Source organism: Paenibacillus polysaccharolyticus (assembly GCF_023714295.1).
Lineage (GTDB): Bacteria > Bacillota > Bacilli > Paenibacillales > Paenibacillaceae > Paenibacillus > Paenibacillus polysaccharolyticus_A.
This window is the reverse complement of the sequence record NZ_JAMAUN010000011.1, coordinates 48,393-72,118: the sequence shown is the minus strand read 5'-3', so window position 1 is coordinate 72,118 and position 23,726 is coordinate 48,393. Positions and strand designations below refer to the sequence as shown.

Annotated in this window: 23 protein-coding genes; 13 read left to right on the top strand and 10 right to left on the bottom strand. The window is 43.5% G+C overall.

Going from position 1 to position 23,726, the window contains the following annotated elements; genetic code table 11:
• Positions 1-105 precede the first annotated feature (105 nt).
• The 4 genes from M3629_RS22285 (at position 106) to M3629_RS22270 (ending at position 4,390) form a co-directional block, all read left to right on the top strand.
• Positions 106-1,059 carry a S8 family serine peptidase gene (locus M3629_RS22285; RefSeq protein ID WP_251510444.1) on the top strand — a complete coding sequence of 318 codons (954 nt, stop codon included), beginning with the start codon at positions 106-108 and terminating at the stop codon, positions 1,057-1,059.
• Positions 1,060-1,077: 18 nt separating this feature from the next.
• Positions 1,078-2,877, top strand: a complete 1,800-nt coding sequence (locus M3629_RS22280) for a prenyltransferase/squalene oxidase repeat-containing protein (protein WP_251510417.1) — start codon at positions 1,078-1,080, stop codon at positions 2,875-2,877.
• 64 nt (positions 2,878-2,941) lie between these two features.
• Positions 2,942-3,742, top strand: a complete 801-nt coding sequence (locus M3629_RS22275; RefSeq protein ID WP_251510408.1) for a hypothetical protein — start codon at positions 2,942-2,944, stop codon at positions 3,740-3,742.
• Between the two features lie 189 nt (positions 3,743-3,931).
• Positions 3,932-4,390 (top strand): hypothetical protein, encoded by a 459-nt coding sequence (locus M3629_RS22270; RefSeq protein ID WP_251510392.1) that lies wholly within the window; start codon positions 3,932-3,934, stop codon positions 4,388-4,390.
• A 224-nt stretch (positions 4,391-4,614) separates the two neighbouring features.
• On the opposite strand, the gene M3629_RS22265 is transcribed toward M3629_RS22270, so the two are convergent.
• The gene (locus M3629_RS22265) at positions 4,615-5,127 is read right to left on the bottom strand and encodes a hypothetical protein (protein WP_251510390.1); all 513 of its coding nucleotides are present in this window, start codon (positions 5,125-5,127) and stop codon (positions 4,615-4,617) included.
• 471 nt (positions 5,128-5,598) lie between these two features.
• On the opposite strand from M3629_RS22265, the gene M3629_RS22260 reads away from it, so the two are divergent.
• On the top strand, positions 5,599-6,495 hold the full coding sequence (locus tag M3629_RS22260) for a diacylglycerol/lipid kinase family protein (RefSeq protein WP_251510388.1): 897 nt from the start codon (positions 5,599-5,601) through the stop codon (positions 6,493-6,495).
• Positions 6,496-6,530: 35 nt separating this feature from the next.
• Here the strand turns inward: M3629_RS22260 and M3629_RS22255 are convergent, their stop codons facing one another.
• A complete protein-coding gene (locus M3629_RS22255; protein WP_251510386.1) occupies positions 6,531-7,073 on the bottom strand; it encodes a GNAT family N-acetyltransferase in 543 nt (180 codons plus the stop codon).
• Between the two features lie 516 nt (positions 7,074-7,589).
• On the opposite strand from M3629_RS22255, the gene M3629_RS22250 reads away from it, so the two are divergent.
• On the top strand, positions 7,590-7,895 hold the full coding sequence (locus M3629_RS22250) for a DUF2089 family protein (RefSeq protein ID WP_251510384.1): 306 nt from the start codon (positions 7,590-7,592) through the stop codon (positions 7,893-7,895).
• A gap of 1 nt (position 7,896) precedes the next feature.
• Positions 7,897-8,052 (top strand): hypothetical protein, encoded by a 156-nt coding sequence (locus M3629_RS22245; RefSeq protein ID WP_251510382.1) that lies wholly within the window; start codon positions 7,897-7,899, stop codon positions 8,050-8,052.
• Between the two features lie 75 nt (positions 8,053-8,127).
• On the opposite strand, the gene M3629_RS22240 is transcribed toward M3629_RS22245, so the two are convergent.
• The gene (locus tag M3629_RS22240) at positions 8,128-8,643 is read right to left on the bottom strand and encodes a DUF5626 family protein (protein WP_251510380.1); all 516 of its coding nucleotides are present in this window, start codon (positions 8,641-8,643) and stop codon (positions 8,128-8,130) included.
• A gap of 614 nt (positions 8,644-9,257) precedes the next feature.
• Between M3629_RS22240 and M3629_RS22235 the strand changes: the two genes are divergently transcribed.
• Positions 9,258-9,509 carry a hypothetical protein gene (locus M3629_RS22235; protein WP_251510378.1) on the top strand — a complete coding sequence of 84 codons (252 nt, stop codon included), beginning with the start codon at positions 9,258-9,260 and terminating at the stop codon, positions 9,507-9,509.
• 112 nt (positions 9,510-9,621) lie between these two features.
• Here M3629_RS22235 and M3629_RS22230 read toward each other — a convergent pair whose 3' ends face one another.
• The gene (locus tag M3629_RS22230; RefSeq protein ID WP_251510377.1) at positions 9,622-10,260 is read right to left on the bottom strand and encodes a TetR/AcrR family transcriptional regulator; all 639 of its coding nucleotides are present in this window, start codon (positions 10,258-10,260) and stop codon (positions 9,622-9,624) included.
• A gap of 294 nt (positions 10,261-10,554) precedes the next feature.
• Between M3629_RS22230 and M3629_RS22225 the strand changes: the two genes are divergently transcribed.
• Both M3629_RS22225 and M3629_RS22220 read left to right on the top strand, forming a co-directional pair.
• Positions 10,555-12,786, top strand: a complete 2,232-nt coding sequence (locus M3629_RS22225) for an MMPL family transporter (RefSeq protein WP_251510376.1) — start codon at positions 10,555-10,557, stop codon at positions 12,784-12,786.
• A gap of 267 nt (positions 12,787-13,053) precedes the next feature.
• Positions 13,054-14,007, top strand: coding sequence for a nucleoside hydrolase (locus M3629_RS22220; RefSeq protein ID WP_090924098.1), 954 nt, complete (start codon positions 13,054-13,056; stop codon positions 14,005-14,007).
• Between the two features lie 170 nt (positions 14,008-14,177).
• Here the strand turns inward: M3629_RS22220 and M3629_RS22215 are convergent, their stop codons facing one another.
• The 3 genes from M3629_RS22215 to M3629_RS22205 form a co-directional block, all read right to left on the bottom strand.
• The gene (locus M3629_RS22215) at positions 14,178-15,899 is read right to left on the bottom strand and encodes a methyl-accepting chemotaxis protein (RefSeq protein ID WP_251510375.1); all 1,722 of its coding nucleotides are present in this window, start codon (positions 15,897-15,899) and stop codon (positions 14,178-14,180) included.
• 313 nt (positions 15,900-16,212) lie between these two features.
• Positions 16,213-16,959 carry a DUF3105 domain-containing protein gene (locus M3629_RS22210; protein WP_251510374.1) on the bottom strand — a complete coding sequence of 249 codons (747 nt, stop codon included), beginning with the start codon at positions 16,957-16,959 and terminating at the stop codon, positions 16,213-16,215.
• Between the two features lie 436 nt (positions 16,960-17,395).
• On the bottom strand, positions 17,396-18,340 hold the full coding sequence (locus M3629_RS22205) for a zinc ribbon domain-containing protein (RefSeq protein WP_251510373.1): 945 nt from the start codon (positions 18,338-18,340) through the stop codon (positions 17,396-17,398).
• A gap of 236 nt (positions 18,341-18,576) precedes the next feature.
• Between M3629_RS22205 and M3629_RS22200 the strand changes: the two genes are divergently transcribed.
• The 3 genes from M3629_RS22200 to M3629_RS22190 all read left to right on the top strand — a co-directional run bounded on the left by M3629_RS22200 (position 18,577) and on the right by M3629_RS22190 (position 21,576).
• Positions 18,577-19,317, top strand: coding sequence for an HAD family hydrolase (locus M3629_RS22200; RefSeq protein WP_251510372.1), 741 nt, complete (start codon positions 18,577-18,579; stop codon positions 19,315-19,317).
• A gap of 398 nt (positions 19,318-19,715) precedes the next feature.
• A complete protein-coding gene (locus tag M3629_RS22195; protein WP_251510371.1) occupies positions 19,716-20,195 on the top strand; it encodes a Dps family protein in 480 nt (159 codons plus the stop codon).
• 127 nt (positions 20,196-20,322) lie between these two features.
• On the top strand, positions 20,323-21,576 hold the full coding sequence (locus M3629_RS22190) for a nitric oxide synthase oxygenase (protein ID WP_251510369.1): 1,254 nt from the start codon (positions 20,323-20,325) through the stop codon (positions 21,574-21,576).
• A 37-nt stretch (positions 21,577-21,613) separates the two neighbouring features.
• Here M3629_RS22190 and M3629_RS22185 read toward each other — a convergent pair whose 3' ends face one another.
• The 3 genes from M3629_RS22185 to M3629_RS22175 form a co-directional block, all read right to left on the bottom strand.
• On the bottom strand, positions 21,614-22,879 hold the full coding sequence (locus tag M3629_RS22185; RefSeq protein WP_251510368.1) for an MFS transporter: 1,266 nt from the start codon (positions 22,877-22,879) through the stop codon (positions 21,614-21,616).
• A gap of 176 nt (positions 22,880-23,055) precedes the next feature.
• Positions 23,056-23,250, bottom strand: a complete 195-nt coding sequence (locus M3629_RS22180; RefSeq protein ID WP_251510367.1) for a hypothetical protein — start codon at positions 23,248-23,250, stop codon at positions 23,056-23,058.
• An 85-nt stretch (positions 23,251-23,335) separates the two neighbouring features.
• Complete coding sequence (locus M3629_RS22175; RefSeq protein WP_251510366.1) at positions 23,336-23,587, bottom strand: hypothetical protein; 252 nt, start codon at positions 23,585-23,587, stop codon at positions 23,336-23,338.
• Between the last annotated feature and the right edge of the window lie 139 nt (positions 23,588-23,726).

Genomic DNA, 23,726 nt, shown 5'->3' with positions numbered 1-23,726 from the left:
ACCTTTTAAAATTACAAAAAACGACAATAATGTATGTTTAATTGATAAAAAAAGTACTATATGCTGTTATATTTATTGGGTATATAATGAAATTATGGTGATTAAATGGGTTTTATAAAAAAAACTACAATTGCTATTCTACTTATGGTATCTATTGTTTTCTCTCAAGGTGAACTCTTCAAAACTGAATTGGTGGGTTATTCTGCAAACGAGTTATCAAAATACAGCGGTTTGAAGGATATTAGTGGCTATAATAGAGATTTTACGGTAGTTGTTCTAGATACTGGTGTTACAGATCATAAAGACCTTTCAGACTCAATAACCATTTTTAAAGATTTTGTAAATGACTTGGACGAGAAATATGATGATTATGGTCATGGAACTGAAGTGAGCGGGATAATAGCTGGGAACGGTTATAAGTCTAATGGCAATTATTTGGGTGTGAATCCATCTACACAAATCTGTATGTTAAAAGTGTTTAACCACTATGGTGAACTAGATTTGGTAGCGTTAACGAAAGCTGTGAATTGGATTGTTGAAAATAAAGAGAAATATCAAATAAGAGTGGTTAACATGTCATTTGGTTTTGAAGATTATTCTTTTCATAATTTCGTATTAGAGGAATTGATAAATCGGTTATTTTTAGAAGAGATTATTTTGGTAGGTTCCGCTGGAAATAGAGGTGAAACTGACAGCGAAATCACTATTCCAGGAAGGTATGATGAAGTATTGACTGCAGGCAGTCTGAATTATACTCCAAATAGTCCCTATGGAATTACAGAATCAAATATTTCGTTGTTTTCAAGTACCAAAATTAATGGAATAGGATCTAGAAAACCAGATTTTTATGTCCCTGGTGAACGAGTTATCACGACAAGTTCTAAGAGCAATGATGATTATGTTGTTGTTAGTGGTACGTCTTTCGCAGCTGCGATTCTGACAGGTCAAATAACACTTTTAATTGAAAAATATCCTGAATTAGATAATAAAGAGATCGTAGAACTTGTTATGGGAAGCACAAAAGCAAGTGGAAGGAAAGTATTTGTTTCTAGAGATTGAAAGTGAGGGTGAACTCTTTTGAAACTAAAAAAAGGAAAATATTTATTTGTAACTGGCATAGTTGTTGTTATCAGTATCTTCTATATAGTTTGGATGAATACGAAACTTGATAATAATCAAGATAAGCAGAAAAATACAGTTAAGTTAGAACACATTAAAATGGATAAGGAAGAACTAGAGTTTGGAGGATTAGAGGAAAAGATTAAATTAATGGAAACTGAAGATGGAGGTTATGGTTATTTAACAGAAGAAGCTAAAAATTTAGTTGATTTGTATAGTACATATTACGCCGATAAAACATTTGAAGTGCTTATGTATCAAAATAAGGGGATTTTAGATGAAAAAAGTTTAGATCTGAATCTCTTCAATGTAGACAATGCTTCCTTATCAGATATGTTTTATTATTGTTCGCTAGTTGGAGATCTAAACAAAAATGAGGAGTTTTCCAAAAAGATTGAGAATCAGATTTTGGAATTGAGAAAGTCAGATGGCACTTTCTCGCAGGATAAAGGGGATCTCGAAAACAATAAAAATAATGTCGATTATCTTGCAACCTATATGGCTCTATATTCTTTACAGAAAATAAAATCATCATACGATTTGAATTATGTTGAGTCTTGGTATAAGAATTCATTTCGCAAAGAAGTGGATTCAGGATCATATACAATTGATAAAATGGAGAATATAAAAAATTTAGCTGAGATATCGAAGCTATTTAATTTTGAAATAGAAGATGCTTTAAAAGGAAAGATAAAAGGAATGTTAAAGCTAATGAAACAAGATATAACTTCTAATTCAGATACCTTACCATTATTGAATTTATCAACTTTGGTGTTTTTATCTAAAGAGATAGATGAAAAAACGGGATTATCCTCAGAAAAAGTCAAACAGATATTAAATAGATATAAAAATGAAGATGGTGGCTACAGTCTTTATATTGGGGAGAAGTCTAATGCTCTCTCTACTTATCTTGCTGCTTCGATACTTAAACACGAGTTAAAAGACACTTTGAAGGATGAACTATTAGAAATAGAGTCATTTCTTAAACGTTTTGAATTGGAGAGTGGATATTTCATACCAATTGATACGATAAATAGTGACATAGTGTCCACTTATTATATATCCGAGATATCTGACATGTTGAATTTTGACACTTTGAAAAATATTGATAAATATCTTAAAGATTCAAATGAAAGAGACCACCCCTACTATTGGGTTTTAAAATTTAAGAATGATAGAACTAGTTTAAGTCCTCAAGATTTTAAACATATTAAGTATTTGTTGAATGCAGTTGTTAGTTCATACACTGATGAGAGTGATATCAATACTTTAATAGAAATATACTCGTATCTTGAGATACTTATTGATTCTAAGGTAGAAATCAACATGGATTTAAAACAAAAAATAAAAAAGAATGTAGAAAACAGCGTGAAGAAGGCGTTAAAAGAAGATGCAAATTATTCAAGTGTCCAAATTGAAAGCTATGGATCTCTAATACTGAGTAAGTTAGGAGAAGAAGGAAGTAAAGATCTTAATAAAGCAGTTCAATCTTTGACCAGTAGTCTCAATAACCTTGGAAATCTTGAACAGGATGAATTAGAGTTTTTATATTTTACCCTTAGGGCTATTCGTGAAATAAATCCTGATCAATTTAATGAAATTATAGAAGACGAAAAACTTTACAGTCTCATTTCAAATACTTATATATCATGTTTTGTTGGAAATGGATTATTTAGCTATGCGTCTGATAAAGGAAACATTGATCTGAGATCTACCTTTTATGGGGTGTGGGTATTTGAAAATGTTATTAGAAAGTAGAATAACATTTTCAGTTTTTAATAGCTAAAGTGGGAAGTGAAAAAATCTGAAAGGAATGATCTATTTGAAGAAAACAGCATCTGTTTTTTTATCCGTAGGATTACTATTATCCATTTTCACAGGGAGTGCGTCCGCTGCTGAAGGGAGTAATGTTAACAAGGAGAAGAGGCTCATTACCACAATTCAGATTTCTTTAAATGATCATCAAAGAACTGCTACATTATCTGATTCTCAACAAGCTGAATTGTCTGTATTTGAAGAGAATGGTAAGAAAATTTATGAAGTCAAGGGTGCTAAAACTCCTGATGAAAAAAGACGAGCATTCGAAATTTTAAATAATTATATGGAAAAAGGTACGGTGCAACAAGCTACGGTTACTGTTAACAAAACAGGTTATGATTTTTATGGTAATGAATATGGTTATAGTAGTGCAAATCGAAGCGCTATGGGCTACACTTGGGCAAAATATAATGCAGGTAAGGGTTTTGCAAACAATAGCAACGTTTATGACAAAACTTGGGGTGGGCAAAGTGCAAGCTGGACTGGTTCAAACAATCCCTCGTATATAAAGTTGCTTCAAAGTGTGACTGTTAATGTCAGCAATGCTTCAAGTACATTGACAATTGGATGGCCACCGAGTTATTCCGTAACTCCAACAAGAACTTCTTCAACGGCATCTTGGAGTTCAGATTCAACATCAGGTGTCACAGTATTAGGTGCAGAACATCAAACAACTCAGATCAACCGGGATGATGTGCAACGTGGTAAAATAACATCATTACTTTACAGTGACTCAGCCGATGTAAAAGTAGGAAGTACAATTTATCGTCCAACTAATTCCGTAAGATTTACAAATGGTCTGTAGAGGAAACTAATCCACTGTAAAATACCCAATACACTTCTCATTTTACGCTAGAGATAGCTGCTTAAAAAGGCAGCTATCTCCTTTATTTTCTCAATATATAGTCTGATAAAAAAGAAAATAATAGAAAATGTAGTGAATGGATGTTAAAATGTGGATTGAATAATTCGTATTCTAAAGGAGGTCTACATTTTGAAAATTAGAAAAATGGTCCCTATTTTTGCCTTGATTATTTTATGCTTTATAATATACATTGCAACATTCACACAGCAGTCTGATTCAAAAAACAAAGGCTTGCCATTAAACATTGTACAAAAAGATATCATTAGTACTCAAGCTACTAAATCGACTTACACGAGAACAGATAAGCAAGTTAACATTGGATCGGAGCAAATAAATCTGGATGAAAGTACTAAAACAGAAATTATAAAACATCTGAATTCTCTTACCAATGGTGATGTAACTAATGTAAACAATACTGAGGGAAGCGTGAAACTTGGAATTGTTTTTAAACTTCAGAATCAATCGGAAATCAGAGTTCAATTCACTTCAAACGACACGTTTCTCACCGAGATTGGAAAAGATACTTATCGATATAAAGTTCAGAATAAAGAGCTAAATGATATATTAGATACATTAAGCAAAGACTAGCTTTCCAGACGGAATGTAATATGAAGTATGCACATGCCGGAACTAGATAAATAGAAGGCTTATTGCCGGATTAGTGTAGTTCATTCGAGTTGCTGCTAATAGCAATATGAATCAGTAAATACAACTGCATCTCAGGAATTTCTTCTAGGTTAGTTTAACCAGTGAACTCTTTTCATGGATTCTGCAGAGAATGCCTAAGTGGAAGAACAGCTCACGAACTCTTTTCAGAGGAACTGTTCACTAGAGCAATTCGAATGATCATCAGTGTTTTCACGCTGTTCAATCATACGTTTTACCACTTCATAACAGTCGTCGATATGTTTGTTGCCCACATACCGCATGGCAGTGAAGCTGAGAGCTGCGGCGAGACCTTGCCCCGCAAACGGAACAAACTTGGCGACCGATTTCGTCGCTACTCGTACACCCACCCGTTTGAGCACCTGAACGACCAATTCCTTCGTGACCATATGGCCGATGATTTTACTCCCGATCGACATCACAAATCCGTAAATCATGGACTTCGTCTCAGGGTCCATGCCGTCGAGCTGTTTTTGAGATAATCCGAATTTATTGTTAATGGCAGGTAATAGCTGCATCAGCATGCCCACATCAGCGATGACATCTGTACCGGGAAGAGGTACGAGTGTGGAGCCAGCAGAAGCGGTTGCTCTTTTGCGAACCATCGTACGGCATTCCTTGCGCACTTGATCTAATTGCTCCATTGTAGCTGGAATCATAGGGAATTCCTCCATTCGTGTATAGTGTACATATAACCGTTTTGAAGCGAAGTGAATGGGTTGCTCCCGCGAAGTTGTTGCTTATATCTCATAGGTTGCGGAGGAACCTTTTTTCTCATGCATACATCCGGTTAAAGCAGGTAATGGCTATAAGACCGGAGATGCGAGACCATGATAATAAATGATGGTAATCATGTGGCTTCAGACAGAACAGAAGCTTTATTTTTATAGAATAATAACATACATCTCACGTTGCCAAAAATGAATGAAAGTAGCTTGTCCTGTACAGCTATCTGGTATTACGCACGAACAACAAAAACGATGCATATTCCGTCTGTCGCTTCTTCATATGAAGTTTAACCTTCACAACCACGGTTCGCATGTCACGATCATGCGCTGAGCCATGGTTTTGTTTATCACTTCAACCTTTTTGGGTAAAGGGAAACAAGCATTGGAATGGAGGAAAGCAGCATGGAATGGAATAAAGCCTTGTTAATACATCATCTTCATGCAGGGAAAGCCAATCGGGAGAATACATTAGGTCTGGTCACAGGCGTACTTGCTCCAGCTATTCATGAATTGGTCGTGGTTCGTACGGATGAACCGGGTGAAGGAGAGAAGCTGTGCCGGAAGCGCGGGGAAGAGTTCGATGTGGTGTTTATTCTAGGCGGCGATGGTACGGTGCATGAGTGTGTAAACGGGCTGGCATCCTTGCAAAATCCTCCACAGATCGGCGTACTTCCAGGCGGTACATGTAATGATTTTGCAAGATCACTTGGGATTTCCCCAGATGCGGAGACAGCAGCACAAGAGATGCTGTCAGGTCGAGTTGTCTCGGTGGATGTGGGACGAGCAAATGATCGGGTGTTTACGAACTTTTTCGGAATAGGGCTCATCAGTGAGGCTTCACAGAACATTAACGAGAATTTAAAAGGGGCGCTCGGCAAAGTCAGTTATTTCATCAGCACACTCCAGACGATAACCCGTTCCGAGCCATTTCAGTATGAGCTAGAGATCGATGGAGAGCGGACGACAGGCGAAGCAGTAATGATCTATGCGGCGAATGGGCGTTTTCTGGGCACCAATGCGTTACCTTTTGCTCCGGATGCGTTGCAGGATGGCAAGCTGGATGTGCTTATTATTCATGAGACAGGCATTCCACTTCTGCGTGAGGTGCTTTCACATAAGCCAGAGGGAGAATGGCAACCCCGGAATGAGAATATTTCCTACTTCAAGGCGTCGACGTTGAAAATAAAAACAGATGTACCGATGCCAGCCGATACGGATGGCGAATTGTACATGGAGACACCCGCCGAGCTGTCGGTGCTGGCGGGTCATCTGCTTTTCCTGACCGGGGCGGAGGAGTAACCTCCCCGGTTTTTGTATTTTTTGCGTGAACTCTATCATTTGTCTATTTTCAGATGTTTCTCCCGGAATTCATGCTCAAGAATGCTCATCAGAATGGCATCATGATACTGGTGATTGTAGTACAACATGTCCCGCTTCACGCCTTCACGCTGGAAGCCGAGCTTCTCATACGTATGAATGGCGCGTTCGTTAAACGCAAAGACATCCAGTTCGATCCGATGCAGATTGGCAATGCCGAAGCCGTAGTCCAGCATAAGTAGCAAGGCTTCACTACCATATCCCTTGCCTTGGTGAGCTGGCTGATCAATGGCGATGCGAATATGTGCACTGCGATTTTTGGCATGCATGTCCATCAGGGCGACATCGCCGATGATTTCGTCTGTGTTTTGTAATGCAATAAGCAGGTTCAGGCGTGAGTCGTCTTGAGCTAAACTCTCTACATACTTTTCAACCTGAGAACGGGTAAAGCTCGCTTGAGTTCCTGTTTGTTTACGCATTTCGGGCTCAAACAGGCTTGGATAATAAGCATCGACATCGGTGATATCGAATGGGCGCAGGTAAATGCGTTCAGTCTGCATGAGTTTGGCGGTGCGATTTTAGGGGCATGTTTAAGGCATACCGATTTTTAGATCGTGGAGGAGGCTATTTCCCTGCTGATCCATTAGAAACGCCCGCATGACGTATATGAGTATGTAAAAGAACATAAAGAGCATTTGTGTGGAGATACGAGTTACTACAGATATGGATAATCGCATTGCTGGTGAAAGTTATTGATGGAGTTATCGTATTTCCGAAGCAGTGGGCGTTGTTGAAAATTAAGGAAGAATATATTGATGAACGAATAATTTCAGTGTAGAAGCATTTGAACAGGTATTGAATCGATCAGGGTTTCCGGTTCAGGAAAGGTTGTACTTCTGTTATGGAGTTGAAGCATCTTAAAGAATTGTATGAAATTATTGAGAGAGAAGATTAGTGCGATCATTTTATCATAGAAGTTATTATGCATAAAAATAAATGAAAAATAAACATTGACCTCAATGAAATTAAATGTTACTTTAATATTATGAAAAGTAACTCCGTGAGGTGGTTGTTTTATGGTAATGAAGAGTGTTCCAGAATGGATGCTCAATCTTGATGATGAAGATGTATCTTTTATAAAAAACTTTATTCTGCAATCCGGATCACTGAAACAAATTGCAACTATTTATGAAGTGTCTTATCCTACAGTCCGTCTTCGGTTAGATAGACTAATTCAGAAAATAAATATTAATGATCATGCTGATCAGGATAACTTTATTTCTCTTATTAAACGCTTAGCTTTGAACGATCAAATTGACTTTGAAACAGCCAAGTTGCTTGTGAGCGAATTTAAAAAGTCTGGAAATAAAGGAGAGAAGTAATATGGTCACTTTAATGTTAATTGTTGCTGTTCCTTTAGCGGTTTGGGGATTGATATGGATAATAAAGTATTTTATTAGATATGGTGCTAAAGCGGTAAAAAAGAAAAATTTGCAGCAAGAAGAACTGAATAAAATGAAAATTGAGGATTTAAAGTAATGTGAAATTTTATATATAAAAAAAGTACAGTATAAGGGCGTCTGAAGCGCCCCTACACCATACATGATAATTAGTCTAGTTCACCCAAGTTGTGAGAGTTGTACCATTCATTTGGGCTCTTAGTTCCCATCTTGTTGACAACCAAGATGATCCTAGGAGCTCTAAATCCCACCATCCTCTAGCCGTTGTGCTAGTGTACTCAAGTCCAGAATTGGCAACAGTATATCCTGTGAATGAATGCCATTGATCATAGGCTCTTGTGATCTTACTCTTGCTATTGATATCAATATAATATGACCCGTTTAATACTCCAGAGTAAAAGTAGATTTTCCATTGACCAGTGGCGTCAGGATAATCGTTTGACAAAGGTAAAACAGCATTAGGATCAATGACAGGTTCCACTCTGTACACAACAGTATCTCCATCGGCAGTTGTTACAATGGTTTCTTGAGCAACTTTCTTGCTTAGATCAAAAGAAGCCATTTCGTTTGTAGTACCTGTCTCCTCACTTGCAAAAGCAGGTACACAGAACACTGCAAACATCATGAAAGCCAACAATAAAGAAGAAAACCTCTTTTTCAGAATAACCACTCTCCAATCTTTTATTTTCTTACAAATTTTAATGTGTGGCGCCACACTCTTGTAAGTGATGGGAATGTATTGCAGATAAGTAGGAAGTCTATATGTATGTATCTTTGATGATATATAATTTACATAATATCACAATAAATTCCTTATATCAATTTGATTAACCTTTTATTTACATAAAAAACTAGATTACATATTCTTCGACTTACTTTTTTTAATAGGTTATTACGTTCCAAATCACGAGAACAAATACGAAGAATACGGATACGATAAAGTTTCTACCAACATCAAAATGAAGATAGACAATTGGCTGTATTACGGATTCTGAAGGAATGGCAGTGGCTGATTAAATAGAGTTCGGTTGGTGTTCAAAGCACTCATTACATGTAAGTCTTGGCCCAAACGGGTTTCCATCAAATAAGCCGAAGTTTACCAAAAATCCATGAGCACGTAGACTGGCGTATCCGACACAGGAACGTTGGCAAGAAGCTGCGCAGCGAGTTCAACTTTACTTTCCTGCTTCCCTTTGTAGTGAGCACATGCATAAGGAAAGACGTGATGACCCGCCTGAATTATAATCTGAAGCTATTCATCGGCCTTTTGGCGATCAACCGGGAATGGAGATTAAGGGCGAAAACGCCGGATTCCATCTGGTCTTAAGGCTGATTAACCCGAATCCAGCCGACAATATGGTGGCTAAGGCGTTAGAGATGGGTACACGTGTGGCCTCGGCGGAGTATCTGTGGGCAGACGGAAGTGCTCCTGCTGACGGCAAAAGAGAGTTTATCATCGGATTTGCCGGCATTGAAGCAGAGAACATCGAGCCAGGCATCGCCGCGCTGGCGCGTGTATGGGAGACTATCTGTTGATTTAAGTCAAGGTTACTATAGCCAAATTCGGCCGATTTAACGATCATTGAAACCTTACTAAATGTTCTCCAGATGCGCACATGGGTAAGTTGTGTTTACACGTCTAATCATCCTATGGATGTTTAACTGCTCCGTCCAAAAAGAGTCCGACGAGTTCCTCGGCCAGTTCGGCAATCGTATCGTGCATATGGCGTACATCTTCACGGTTGGCTAACATCAACAGGGACGTGAAGGCCTGAGCAAGCAACAAGGGGTTGGCTTCTCTCAAATACCCGTTGTCCATCTCACGCTGGAAATGTGTAGAGAGAACTTCGAAGATACGATGTTCTGCATCCCGAATCTGAGCAAACTGGTCGGCATTCAGATACGTTTCGGCTTCACGCATCATCGTTTCCGTATCCACATGAGACTGTTGCATCTTGGCAGCCGCCACGTTGACCAGCCGTTCGTACAACGTGCCAGGTTCTTCAAGCCGCAGTGTGGTCTGCTGCATGCCCATCGCCATCATACGGGTAATGGCTATGGTGAACAGTTCCGGTTTGCTCGAAAAATGATAATAGATCGATGCTTTGGTCACCTGACATAATGAAGCGATCTGCTGAAGGGAAACGGCTTCGTATCCGTATTCCATAAACAGCCGTGAGGCCGTCAATAGGATGTTATTGTAGGCGGAAGCTTGATCTGTACCTGCTTTGGGTCTGCCTGGTGCACGCGTGGCACTTGCTTCTTTTCTTGGTTTTTTGTTCATCATACTCGACCTCATTTACGGATAAAATAACGTATTGTGACTTTTCAAAAAATTAGGGATTGCATAATTAACCTTCCGGTATATATAATTAACTCGATTATATTATGACCCATGGTTCATTTCCATACCATGACATTAATTTAAAAGCTGTTTTTGATAAAAAGATTTCTCGTATGAGTTGAACTATTTACTTTGCACAGCTACTTTCCAGGTTATTCTGTCATCGAAGTGTCTGTGCAAACCATCTTTCTGTTCAACTTATATGGATTTCAACAAAACTAGGGAGATGAATAGACCATGCAGGAAGGTTCAGGTTATGGCCGCTTCGTAGCGGGCAAACGAAGTAAATGGGTGACACTGCTCGTATGGATTATCATTGCGGTTGTACTTGGTCTGGTGTGGCCCGCAGTAAATCAGCGTGAGACCAACAACGCACAAGATTTAAGTGATTCGAAACCATCTGTACAGGCCGCTGCTTTGGCGAAAAAGGAATTCCCTGGCGGCGAGGGTTTACCCGCGCTGATTGTCTGGCGTAACTCTGCCGGACTCACAGAGGATCAGATCCAGCAGATTCAGGCGTTAACCGAGCGATTGGATCAAGACCCGGTGGAGCAGCAACAGTCGGTTGTACCGCTCTATCAGCTGCCACCACAGGCGATCAAAGGTCAGCTTTCAGAAGACGGAAGCACCATCGTCATGCCGCTCTTTTTCAATAAAGATGCCGATGCAGAGCAACTGAAGGCAGGCATTGAAGGGTTAGAGGTAAAAACAAAAGCCATCTTCGGTATGAATCCGTTTGATACGGCCATGGATGACCAAGGTAAGCTGATTGCACGCGTAACCGGACCTGTGGGCATATCGATTGATGCAACCGGATTGTTCTCATCCGCCGATGTGTCTCTGCTCATCGCAACTGTCGTGCTTGTACTCGTGTTGCTCTTGCTGATCTACCGTTCACCGGTGCTAGCGATCATTCCGATTATTGCCGTAGGCTTCGCCTATATGGTCACCAGTCCGATTCTCGGATTTATGGCGGATCAAGGGTGGATTACGGTTGATGCCCAGTCGATCTCCATCATGACTGTATTACTCTTCGGAGCAGGTACAGACTACTGTCTGTTCATGATCTCCAGATACCGCCAAATTCTCTATCATGAGCCGGACAAAAAGAAAGCTATATTCCAAGCGATTACCGGATCATCCGGCGCGATTGCGATGAGTGGATTTACGGTTGTCGCAGCTCTACTTGTATTGCTGTTAGCTGAATACGGTGCATATCATCGTTTTGCCGTACCTTTCAGTCTGTCCATCTTCATCATGTTTATTGCAAGCCTGACACTGGTTCCGGCGCTGCTTGCCATCTTCGGACGGGGATCATTCTATCCATTTGTTCCACGTACTCACGAGATGGAAGTGGAGCGGGCGAAGAAAAAAGGCAAACCGGCTCCGGCTCCGCGTAAAGTCCGCGAAAGCTGGATTGGACGCATCGTAACGACTAAACCTTGGACGGTTTTGGCGATTACGGTAGTGTTGCTCGGTGGACTGGCTGCATTTTCAACACAAGTGAAATTTACGTACGACTTGTTATCCTCCTTCCCGGAAAATGTACCTTCCCGTGAAGGCTTCAAAGTCATTGGGGAGCAATTTTCCCAAGGAGAGCTCGCTCCAGTTAAAGTGATCGTGGATGCCGGGGGCAAAGAGACAGATCTGAAAACACGTCTCGAATCACTGGATTATATCAGCAAGGTGGGCGACCCGCAGCAAGGCGCGGAGAATGCCAACATTACGGCGTATAACGTAGAGTTCAACCTTAATCCATACTCAATCGAAGCGATGCAGCATATTCCTGACTTGCGGGCTACGGCCGAAGCGGCATTAAAAGATGTCGGAGTTACTAACGTCGATCAACAAGTCTGGATTGATGGACAGACGGCCGAACAATATGATATCGAAGTTGCTGGAGAGCGCGATGCGAAGGTTATTATTCCGGTCGTCATCGGTATGATAACACTGCTACTGCTGCTCTATCTGCGCTCGATCGTTGCGACAGCATACTTGATTGTAACGGTAGTCCTGTCGTACTTCTCTGCGCTCGGTCTGGGTTGGATCATCATCCATTATGGACTGGGAGCAGAAGCGATCCAGGGAGCGATTCCGCTGTATTCCTTTGTCTTCCTCGTAGCACTCGGCGAGGATTATAACATCTTCATGATCTCAAGCATCTGGCAGAAACGCAAAACGATGCCGCTTCGCCAGGCGATTAGAGAAGGTGTAGGCGAGACGGGTTCGGTCATTACCTCTGCAGGTCTGATTCTGGCGGGTACGTTCGCCGTTCTGGCAACCTTGCCGATTCAGGTGCTGGTGCAGTTCGGGATTATTACCGCGGTAGGTGTTATGCTCGATACGTTCCTGGTTCGTCCGTTCATGGTGCCAGCGATTACAGCGTTGCTGGGCAAATGGGCTTTCTGGCCAGGCAAGTATACGGAGATTGCCGAGAAGCAAGAGAAGAAACCAACCCGATCCCTGTAATTCAGGAGGAGGGGCAGATGGACGGCGGGGCTTGATGCCCGTGGTCCATCTTTCTTTTTACCAGAGGCGAGAGCCTTGGGTATGTATGTCTGAGATGGAATGGATAAGCTGGTAAAAATGCGCAGGGGATGCTATAGATACGGGATTCTTTGGGTGTGGAAGGTTTACTCGGCTTAGGGTTATGGGACATAATAGAAGAAGCGTCGGCCTTGAGCAGACGGACAAGTTCACATCAATGGGGTAACCAGAGGAAGGATGAAAGCAAGCATGACGAACAAACTGAATGTGTATTTCAATCATGACGGCGGCGTGGATGATCTCGTATCGCTGTTTATGCTTCTGCAAATGGACAATGTAAACGTAACCGGTGTATCGGTTATTCCGGCAGACGGATATTTGGAGCCGGCAACCGATGCGAGCCGTAAAATTATCGATCGTTTCGGGACGTATTCTATTGAAGTGGCTAAATCCAATTCCAGAGGCAAAAACCCGTTTCCAGCTGCATGGAGACTGCACTCATTCTATGTAGATGCACTGCCTGTGCTGAATGAATCCGGCAAAATGGAAGCGCCGCTCTCCGCTATTCCTGCGCATCAGCATCTGATTGAGAAAGTACGCAATACCGAAGGCAAAACGCTGTTGTTGTTCACAGGCCCGCTGACGGACCTCGCGCGTGCGCTGGACGAAGCACCGGACATCGAAGAGAAAATCGACAAGCTGGTATGGATGGGCGGTACATTCGAACGCGGAAACGTAGAAGAGCCGGAGCATGACGGTACGGCGGAATGGAACGTATTCTGGGACCCGGAAGCGGCTTATCGCGTATGGCAGAGCGGCATCCAGATTGATCTGGTCGCACTCGAAAGCACAAACAAAGTACCTCTTACACCGGCAGTCCGTAACCGCTGGGCAGCAGAACGCCGCTTCGAAGGTGTGGATTTCCTGGGGAACTGTTATGCAGGATGTCCGCCACTGGTGTACAGTGAGACCAACTCCACGTATTATCTGTGGGATGTGCTGACTACGGCTTCCGTAGGTCGCGAGGACATCGTGAAGAAAAAAACCGTGAATTGCATCGTCATCCCAGATGGCCCGAGCCAAGGCCGCACGGTGGAGCAGGCGGACGGACGTCCGGTACAACTGGTGTATGATACAGATCCGGAAGCATTTTTCACATACATGACTGATTTGGGTAAAAAAGCTGCTCCGCAGCGTTACTAATGATCGGCAGCCGTAGGGCTGACCTTCATGTAAGATAAAAAGACCTTTCTACGATACACATCAACGATACGAATCGGTAGAAAGGTACGAGCTAAAGAAAGCCGCAGGCTGTGTTCCGATGATCGGGGAGAACCCCGATGATGTGGATTACTGCCATGCGGCTTTTTGTTCTAGATTTTAAAGCGGTTGATCAGGCCATTCAGCTCGCTGGATAAAACACGCAGCGACTCGGCGGAGGCACTGATCTCACCCATGGATTGTAGCTGCGTTTCAGCAGCCTGAGATACCTTCTGGATGCTGGATGAGGATTCTCGCGAGATGTGTTCCATGTTTTCAATGGATGCCGACACTTCCTCTGAGCTTGCCGACAGCTGTTCAGAAGCTGCGGACACTTCATGCAGGCGCTCGTTGATCGTTTCAATGCCGCCATGAATGGAGGAGAACGATTGACCTGCTTCTTGCACGACAGTCAGACCGGATTTTACCGCTAGGGTGCTTGCCGACATATGTTTTGCAAGCAAAGAGGTCTGACGAGTCATCTCGGCAATCAACTCGGCTACATGTTGTGAAGATTGCTCGGATTCTCCTGCAAGCTTGCGTACCTCGGAAGCGACTACGGCGAAACCGTTACCGTGTTCACCTGCACGGGCTGCTTCAATACTGGCATTGAGTGCAAGCAGATTCGTCTGGGAAGCAATGTTTTTCATCAAGTGGGCAACCGATTCAATCTGGCTGGAGTAATCCGTAAGCTGGGTCGTCGATGTGGCCATCTGTACATTGGCCTGATGAATCTCGTCCATGCTGCGGATGGCTGTATCCAGCTTCGCCTGTCCATGAATGGCATCGTTCGTTGTCTGCTGCGACACGTCGGCAACTCGGGAAGAAGAATGAGCAATATGCTGCATGCTGCGTGTAATCTCTTCCATCGCAACCGTGACTTCTCCAGCACGGACCACCTGTTCGGTAGCCCCGTGTGCCGTATGATTCGTGTGCTCTGCAATCCGCTGACTGGCCTCGGCTGTTGCCTGGGAATGCCGGGATACACCTTCTGCGGCGTGAAGCAGGGAATCGGAGCTTTGGCGAATGCCCGTCATGACTTGCCGGGTATCCGTAACCAGGTGTTTGAACTCGGAAGCGAGCTGGCCAATTTCGTCCTTGCGTCCAAGCTCCACGTTGACGGTGAGGTCTCCTTTTCCCACTTCGGTGATGAGCTGTTTGAGCTTCACCAGTGGTCTTGTCAGATAACGTGCGAATATGTATACCAGTAGCACACTGAGCAATACAATCGCCAGGGCTGTCCAGACCATCGTGATCCGGTTGCTCGACATGAGTTCATAGACAGCGGTAGACTCCAGATCTGCTCCTACGATACCTAACATCTTGCCATCCGATCCATGAATCGGTACATAAGCGGTAATTGTAGCACCGTAATCTTCATCCCGAGTAAGTTCCCCACGAACGGATGTGTCTTCTGAAAAGGCTTGAAGCATGCCATCGTAAAGGGTCTCCTCCGTTGTACCGTATGGGGAAAAATCATCCTCGGCTACATCCGGCGCGGCCCCGTCTACCACGTAATAATATGCAGCCTTTCCACTTTCCTCGCGTGTGCCCAATGTGTACAAATATTTGAGTCCGTTGGCTTCACGCAACTGGCTAAGTTGTGCGCGCAGCGTATCGTAATACGCCGTTTTGTCCTGACCCGTGCTGAGTGGAGCATACAGTGTCGTATCAATCAAAGCGGCTGCCCGTTCAGCTACAGCCTGTGCCTGCATCCCCATGGATTGTTCAACCAATTGAGCAGATGCCTGATACATCGTGATGCCCAAAATGGCCCCAGCAGCCAGCATCAAACAGGAAAAAAACAAAAAAATTCGCATAAACAAACTATTCATCGTTCCAATTGCTCCCCCTTGTGAGCGTATATGTTATGTATGTATTTCTACTTCAATTTATCGGCATATGATTGGAAAAGGATTAGGAATTGGGAGGGGTTAAAGTCAGTGTTTTATGTCGTGGTGTTCCTACTGCGTTCAATAGTGGAGTCTAACAATCCTGAGAAGCGCTAATTGCTGCTTTTTGAACAGTTCAAAATGTAACGATTCCGAAGAGACCTTATTTTGCGCAAAAAGGTTTGTTTTTTGAGCTTAGGCAATCCTTTTTCGGGAGAAAAGGTTTCTGGAGATCGTTACATTTCAATATGCTAAGCTACATGGTTCCGCCGCCTTGGCGAATGGACGGAGGAATCTTCTCAGGCCCCTGATTGATGTAACGATGGATAAACGTACCTACCTTGGCATCATCAAACTTGCCCAGCTTCATCGTTTTGGTCCAGGCGGTCACAACGACCTCGCTGCCGTCAGGAATATCTTTGTTGGGTACGGCAAGTATACCTGACCCGGCTTGGCGAAATTTTGCGAGATATTGGAGATGATCCTTCAGTTCATCACTGGCATTTTCACGATAATAGATGATGATGTCTCCATGCTCCATATTGTGAACCAGATAAGGATACCCCGGGAATTCGGTATAAAAGCCAAATTGGATATCATGCGGATTATGTGGACCTGAAGTCGGTATTTTCATTTCATACTGGATCGGCTCCTCGGTGTGGGTAGCTCCATAATATTTGTCATCCGTCACATCGATGGTTGCATTGTTCGGGAGGTCAGCTACATCATAAGTTTTTCCGGCACCTTGAAGGAAGAAAAATCCAAAAGAGATGAGCGACACAGCGATCAGAGCATGAGCCGTTAGCCGAAGCGAACGGCTTTTCTTCTGAATGGCTGCTCGTTCGTTCTTTTTCATATGACTAACAATTTTGCCACGTGTACGTGATGCCCAGATATAGGCGGCGATTGAAAGTAGTAGCACAGCGGCTCCAATGATCAGCCCCAGATATGAGGTGCCTGTTTGTTGTTCCATTTGCATATGATCCATGTGGGTCATGTCCATTCCAATTCCTCGCTTTCGTCAACAAATAATCAATAGTTACACTACATATTGTAGTGTCAAAGGTGAAGCAAAATAAAGAAAACATACAGACAAGCTAATAACATTAAAAACTAAGCAAGAAACAAAGAAAAAACAGTAGAGAAAGTAGCAATCGAAGCAAGCTTATAAGTAAGCAAATATAAGTAAGTAAACTTTTTTTCTTACTCACGACCATAAACAAGTTGCTTTACTTTAAAGTCCGCTATACCTACCTCAATAGAGCAAAGTTACTTCATTTAAATGCTGGCTCATATAAGTAAATACAAACATATTTTACACTACACATTATAGTGTATGGAATATGTTCTGCGCAATGTTGCTTTTGGCAAATGAAAAAGACTTCCTCCACAATCGGGGGAAGTCTCCATTTCAGCAATCTTAAGTAGAAGAAACGAATTTACAAGCGTCCAAACGGCGAGAATAACGGGCTAAATAAACCAGCTATAGTCGAAAATAACAAACGATACATTAAGTAAAACAATACAGCATTCACAATCAACACGCTGTACGTGCTGTCAATGGCAGCTTTGGTCCGATTGAGCGGATGCTGGAACAGCACCGTATTCATTGCAACAAACACCATAATATATGACAGCACCAGTAGGGAAATCGCGAACGAGTAGGAGATCACGATCATCAAGTTAGCGAGCAGAAGCGTAGCGATTGCAGGAACCAGCAAGGTTCCGAACTGGGCAACCAGAATTTTGGGACGGAACGTAATCCGTTCCAGCTTAAGTACACCATAGATGAGCGCAACAGCAGCAACCAGAATAATAGCTGAAAACAGGAGCGGGCGCAAAAATCCGCTAATAAATATGCCTTCCGCACCGAGGCGGCCAAATGTGATCAGAACATATGTAGAGGTTAATACAGCAAACAATGCCATCGTTAGCCACCCATTCAGGGCATGCTGTTCACCGACGGTTTTCATCGATTGAAACGGGCGAGCCAGTACGCTGAGGAAATAGGTCAGGTATTGTTTGCTTACTTCTTTGGCTTGCTGTACTTTTTCATTCTGAACGAAGTTGTTCCACTGATTTCCTGCGCTACCTTGGTTAGTATCGTGATCAGGAGCTTCATGGTTACTGGAATGTACCGTTGCTGTTTCTTTTACAAGCGATGGTACAGGTGAAGCCGAAGAAGAGCGTGTAGGTTCTGGTTGCTGAGTAGCAGATTCCTTGTTGCTGGACCAATGTGTGTATTCCGAGTCAGCAGAAGGTGAATCTGTGCGTGATACGGAATCCACACGGTCAGAAGAAGCATGGGTTCCCGTCAGGTTAGAACCGCACTTCTCGCAAAACTGGGCATCTCCATTTTCATGATTACATACTTGGCATTTCATGTTCATAAGCCTCCAATTTCTTAAATTATGGAACAAGTTAACATTGTGTCTCATTTTAACGTTCTATGACGAACTTTGTCTATGGATCGCAGAATTTAATACCCAAAATAAACCTTATGAAACAGGAGGCACCATAACAAGGAGACCACCTCCCCTTGGACGGCCTTCTCAAAAGCATATATAGTAGAGGAAATGCAAATTTGGATTTGGGAATAGATTCAGGAGGGTAAGCTTCAATGACGGAGACCAATAATACAACTAAAGCCATATTTTTCGATGTGGATGATACCTTATATGATCACTTGCAGCCCCTTCGGAGAGCATTGCAGGAGGTGCTGGAATTACCGGAACCGTTTGATTATGCGCTGGCCTATCATCGTTTTCGGTATTACAGCGACTGGTTGTCTGCACAGGAAGACCTGTCGGCAGTTCCGGAACCGGATGCAGTGGAGCGTATGAGATGCCGCAGGTTTGAGCTAACAATGGCTGATTTTGGAGTTGAACTGCAACCTGGACAAGCACAAGAACTGCAGCGTAGGTATCTGAGCAGACAGTTTGAGATTACTCCCTTCGAAGGAGCCTATGATCTGATTCGCAGACTTCAAGCGGAGGGCCATACGGTGGGACTGATTACAAATGGAGAAGGTCAGCATCAGCGGCGCAAGTTAGAAGCGTTGGATATGTTCGGCCTGGTGGACGAGCAACGGGTCTTTATTTCTGGTGAAGTCGGTTATGCGAAACCGGACGGCAGACTGTTTGAGCATGTGAACAAGCAGACAGGAACAACAGCAGATCATAGCTACTATATTGGAGATTCGTGGCGCAACGATGTTGCCGGAGCGGTGGAAGCAGGCTGGAACATCATCTGGTTTAATCACCGGGAGGCATCGCCCGAATCGGATCATCAACCACATTTTACGGCACGGGACTACGAGGAAATCAGTCACTTTCTTACGTTTGAACAGGTTCGTTCATAGGCACGAGCTCGGAGAATCAAAGCGCTTCTCAGAATCGAATAATGATTATGTTGTAACAAGGCATTCAGTCCTGTCATCTGTGGTTGCAGATGAAGGGCTGTTTTTTATTCTCATTTGAGTGTGTGAGAATGTTCACTGAAGGTGGATAAGGTTGGCGGTATAACTACATGAGCAACCTTGTTCATAGTGGAAGCAGTCATAAGTTCATCATGAAGCCCGGCTTCATGGAATCTTCATTTGGAAGAGAGGCCAAAGCTCTTTTCAAAGTATATAGTCAGTGTTATAATTAAAACAAGATTTAGATTAAGTCTAAATTAAAGAAAAGAATAACGAAGCAATTCCAAACAAATCATATTTTAAACAAAACTAAACTAGATATTCGAAAGGGGATAAATTCCATGAGTACAATCCAAACTAACCCAAACACTTCTGTAACCAACACAGCTGAACTTCAAGAGGTCTTGAACCGTCAGATCGCAGGATGGTCTGTCCTTTACACGAAGCTACACAACTTCCATTGGTACGTTAAAGGACCACACTTCTTCACCCTTCACGCCAAATTCGAAGAACTGTACAACCTGGCTACAGCCAATATGGACGAGGTTGCTGAGCGCCTTCTGACCATTGGAGGTCGTCCTGTAGCAACGATTGCAGAGCAACTTCGCCTGTCCCCAATTGGAGAGGCACAAGGACAGATGTCTGCTGAGCAGATGGTTGAACAGGTTGTTGCCGATTTGAATGCGATGCTGAATGTGATTCGCCAAGGCATTCATGAAGCTGGGGAAGTTGAAGACAAGGCGACTGAAGATATGATGATCGGATTCACTGCTGCGCTGGATAAAGAGATCTGGATGTTAAACGCATTTTTGGGCAAATAATTGAAGTGAACCTGTTTCCTGACAACGATATGTAGAGTCCGTGAACAAACGTCCCGTTCGCTTACAAATCCGGTGTGCTTCCCGTATAATAATGGCATCCAAGATGTACAGAATGGTGGAATGAGAAATGCGGACAGACCTGGATCGATTACAGGAAGAAGCTGAACGGTTTATATATACAAGTTACGAAGAGCTGGGCCATACGCGTGAAGACGCAGAGGCCCGGCTTATTGCCATTTTGCGCGAGATTGAGAAGACGGGAAGCTATACCCATACTGCTGAGGAACTGGAACATGGCTGCAAAATGGCCTGGCGAAACAGCAACCGCTGTATTGGTCGGTTGTTTTGGGACAAGCTGCGCATCGTGGATGCCCGTCATGCAGATACCGCAGGATTGGCTGCGCAGGCCGTACTGGATCATATCCATACAGCTTCCAATGGCGGAAAGATCATCCCTACGATTACCATTTTGCCGCCAGAAGGCCCAGGTGGAGCCCCCATCCGTATCTGGAACCATCAGTTGATCCGTTATGCGGGATATGAGACAGCGCAGGGCATTGTGGGTGATCCTGCTTCCATTGAACTGACCAGAGCGGCCACTTCGCTCGGCTGGCAGGGAGCTGGGTGCAATTATGATGTGTTGCCGATTATTATTCAAGCTCAAGGAAAGGCACCAGAGTGGTATGTAATACCAGAGCAGGAGATCATCGAAGTACAGATTGAGCACCCGGAGCGAGTAGAGATTGCTGAACTCGGCCTGCGTTGGTACGGGGTGCCGATGATTGCGGATATGCGGGTCGAGATCGGAGGCATTAACTACCCGGCTGCGCCGTTTAACGGTTGGTATATGGAAACGGAGATCGGAGCGCGAAACTTTGCCGATCCATTCCGATATAACAAGTTACCAGATGTAGCTGCTGCACTAGGGTTAAACAAGTCGAGTGAAACGACACTTTGGAGAGATCGGGCTCTGGTGGAGCTTAATGTGGCTGTGCTACATTCATTTAAGAAGGCCGGCGTGAGTATCGTGGACCACCATACAGCTGCATCACAGTTTGCTCTGTTTGAACAGCGGGAAGAAAAGGCTGGACGCGAGCTGACTGGAGATTGGGTATGGCTGATTCCACCGGTATCTCCAGCGACGACTCATATTTTTCACAGTTCCTATCGGAATGAGATTGTGAAGCCGAACTTTTTTCATCAGGACCCTGCATACAGGTTTCAAGATGGGATGGCTGTTGCCGCAGATGTCGGTATCAGTGAGCAACACCATAAGCACCATGAGAACATGGATCATCAAAACGACCGAGAGCATGCGTCCGATGAAGCCAAACAGTCACAGGCAGGGAATACACCAATGAAATGCCCGTTTGCACATTAAGTTGTGTGAGCGGGTTTTATTTTTTGAAGCAGTCCTCTCAGCTCTCTTTCATCCGATACCTGCTTCGCATGATGGCTTGAACGGCGATGGCTGCCGCGATCAGAACAAGATTAAAGACAAATACAGCATACAGAGACAAGGTCTCCATCAGAAGTGCTGCGAGTAGAGGAGATAGCATAGAGCCGATCTCGGCAGACGAGACAATTTTACCAATGACAGAGCTTCGATTCACTTCAGGAGTGTGATCCCCAATATGTGCAAAAAAGGAATCCATGTAACAAGCCCCGCCAATGCCACCGACGAACATGCCAATGTACACCCAGATGTGGACAGATGTACTTAGAAAAACAATGACTTCAACCCCGATCAGGAACATGCCCAGCATGCACATCAGGAGCCGATCACCCAAGCGGTCGGAGAGAAAACCTACAAAAGGGGCAGCCGCAAGCGTAGAAATTCCGGCTATGGTAAAGGCCAGACTGGCAGAGAAGGTATCCCACTGCATGATTTGAGTTGCATAGAGTGCAAAATACGTCAAGAAAACGGCATAGGCACTCATCTCCAAGACATGCACCGTTATGTATCCTGTAAGCGGGACAGGAATAGGACCTGTGCCACTGCTTGGGCGAGACTGTGTATTATTGGAGGCATACTCCTGAGCAAGCTTTTCTTGACGTGAAGTTTGATCTGCAGGAGCCGAAGAGAGAACTTCACTATCCTTCCACTCTAGAAAGGGTATTGAGCCAGATGATCCATGCGTTGCTTTGTTTTGCATACCCATAACAACTACCATAGCGATCAGACAACAGCATGCAACCAGCCAGAACGGAACGGACAGCGGTACGTGGAGCGTAAGCAAGCCGCTGATGACCGGCCCCAGGATCATGCCCCCACCCTCACTACTGCTGATGTATCCGTTGTATAGTCCCCGGTTATCGCTATTTCCTCCGTCACTGATGATGGAGCGTACGATAACGGTCAGCCCGGTTGAGGCCATTCCTTGCAATAGTCGCAACACACCAAGAAATAGGGGCGTAGAGGCAATAGCAAAACCGGCTGTACATATAGCAAGCATAAGTAACATAAGGGCCAGGGACGTTTTGACCCCTGCCCGGCGATAGAGCGCTGAGGCAGGTAACCCGCCGGCTACTTTACCTAAATAGAACATTCCGAAAATTAAACCCATCTCCCAGCCAGACAGGCCAAGTTGGTCGATATATAGCGGAAAGAGGGGCAGAATCATAAATCCCCCCATCTGGCTAAGAAAACAGACACTCATTAAAAGGGGGAGATTACGGCGCATCTCCATGGTCTTCCTCACCTCAACTCCATGATATGGAGTCCCGGCGTCATTCATTCTTTTTGAATCACTTCGAAAAATTAAAATAACTCAAAAAGGAACGTAGCAGATGTAACTGCTACGTCTTCGTCTGAGACTTATGCCGCGAAATTTACATCAATGCTGAACAGTGTTTGCCATCAGTGATGATGGTGAGGGTGTTTATTTTCGTGGTCAGGTATAACTACGTTAACAACGGTTTTTTGAATATGTGTTGCATGGTTTGTGTTTTCTGCATTGTTTTTAGATTTGTTTTTTGCACGATTTTTAGAGATGAGTTTGCTTTTGTTGGTAGCTTTGCTTTTTGGAGAGAGCGGTGAGAAGAAGTTAGTCATGGTAAAGCCTCCTTCATTAATATACGTTTTATTTTTTTGAATCTATCAATTCACATGGACAGGCTAAAATATTGAAATAGATAGATTACCAGTAAGGATTGCAGCCGGGATTGCAGTGATGGTGATGATGATTGTGTGGATGATGGTGGTGGTGATGTGTATCTTTCTCTTTAGATTCAGGCAGAATGACGTTAACGACAGTTTCCTGAATATGCTCTGACTTGCTTGTGTTACCTGCGTTGTTTTTAGATTTGTTTTTTGCGCGGTTTTTGGATATCAGTTTGCTTTTGTTGGCAGCTTTACTTTTTGGAGAGTGTGGGGACAAGTAGTTAGCCATGAAGAATACCTCCTTGTGATGGATATACGTTATACTATTCCGAATCTATTAATTCGTTTGTATAGAAGACTAATTAATAAGAAAATAGATTTATTTCCATATTATTAATATCTGTAACGTGCGCGCTTGATCTTTCAAA

What these genes read in the sequence shown, in the direction of transcription:
- M3629_RS22285 (WP_251510444.1), top strand. Translation starts at nt 106, where the DNA reads ATGGGTTTTATAAAAAAAACTACAATTGCTATTCTACTTATGGTATCT.
- M3629_RS22265 (WP_251510390.1), bottom strand. Translation starts at nt 5,127, where the DNA reads ATGATTCCAGCTACAATGGAGCAATTAGATCAAGTGCGCAAGGAATGC.
- M3629_RS22260 (WP_251510388.1), top strand. Translation starts at nt 5,599, where the DNA reads ATGGAATGGAATAAAGCCTTGTTAATACATCATCTTCATGCAGGGAAA.
- M3629_RS22255 (WP_251510386.1), bottom strand. Translation starts at nt 7,073, where the DNA reads ATGCAGACTGAACGCATTTACCTGCGCCCATTCGATATCACCGATGTC.
- M3629_RS22250 (WP_251510384.1), top strand. Translation starts at nt 7,590, where the DNA reads ATGGTAATGAAGAGTGTTCCAGAATGGATGCTCAATCTTGATGATGAA.
- M3629_RS22245 (WP_251510382.1), top strand. Translation starts at nt 7,897, where the DNA reads ATGGTCACTTTAATGTTAATTGTTGCTGTTCCTTTAGCGGTTTGGGGA.
- M3629_RS22235 (WP_251510378.1), top strand. Translation starts at nt 9,258, where the DNA reads ATGGAGATTAAGGGCGAAAACGCCGGATTCCATCTGGTCTTAAGGCTG.
- M3629_RS22230 (WP_251510377.1), bottom strand. Translation starts at nt 10,260, where the DNA reads ATGATGAACAAAAAACCAAGAAAAGAAGCAAGTGCCACGCGTGCACCA.
- M3629_RS22225 (WP_251510376.1), top strand. Translation starts at nt 10,555, where the DNA reads ATGCAGGAAGGTTCAGGTTATGGCCGCTTCGTAGCGGGCAAACGAAGT.
- M3629_RS22220 (WP_090924098.1), top strand. Translation starts at nt 13,054, where the DNA reads ATGACGAACAAACTGAATGTGTATTTCAATCATGACGGCGGCGTGGAT.
- M3629_RS22215 (WP_251510375.1), bottom strand. Translation starts at nt 15,899, where the DNA reads ATGAATAGTTTGTTTATGCGAATTTTTTTGTTTTTTTCCTGTTTGATG.
- M3629_RS22210 (WP_251510374.1), bottom strand. Translation starts at nt 16,959, where the DNA reads ATGGACATGACCCACATGGATCATATGCAAATGGAACAACAAACAGGC.
- M3629_RS22205 (WP_251510373.1), bottom strand. Translation starts at nt 18,340, where the DNA reads ATGAAATGCCAAGTATGTAATCATGAAAATGGAGATGCCCAGTTTTGC.
- M3629_RS22200 (WP_251510372.1), top strand. Translation starts at nt 18,577, where the DNA reads ATGACGGAGACCAATAATACAACTAAAGCCATATTTTTCGATGTGGAT.
- M3629_RS22195 (WP_251510371.1), top strand. Translation starts at nt 19,716, where the DNA reads ATGAGTACAATCCAAACTAACCCAAACACTTCTGTAACCAACACAGCT.
- M3629_RS22190 (WP_251510369.1), top strand. Translation starts at nt 20,323, where the DNA reads ATGCGGACAGACCTGGATCGATTACAGGAAGAAGCTGAACGGTTTATA.
- M3629_RS22185 (WP_251510368.1), bottom strand. Translation starts at nt 22,879, where the DNA reads ATGCGCCGTAATCTCCCCCTTTTAATGAGTGTCTGTTTTCTTAGCCAG.
- M3629_RS22180 (WP_251510367.1), bottom strand. Translation starts at nt 23,250, where the DNA reads ATGACTAACTTCTTCTCACCGCTCTCTCCAAAAAGCAAAGCTACCAAC.
- M3629_RS22175 (WP_251510366.1), bottom strand. Translation starts at nt 23,587, where the DNA reads ATGGCTAACTACTTGTCCCCACACTCTCCAAAAAGTAAAGCTGCCAAC.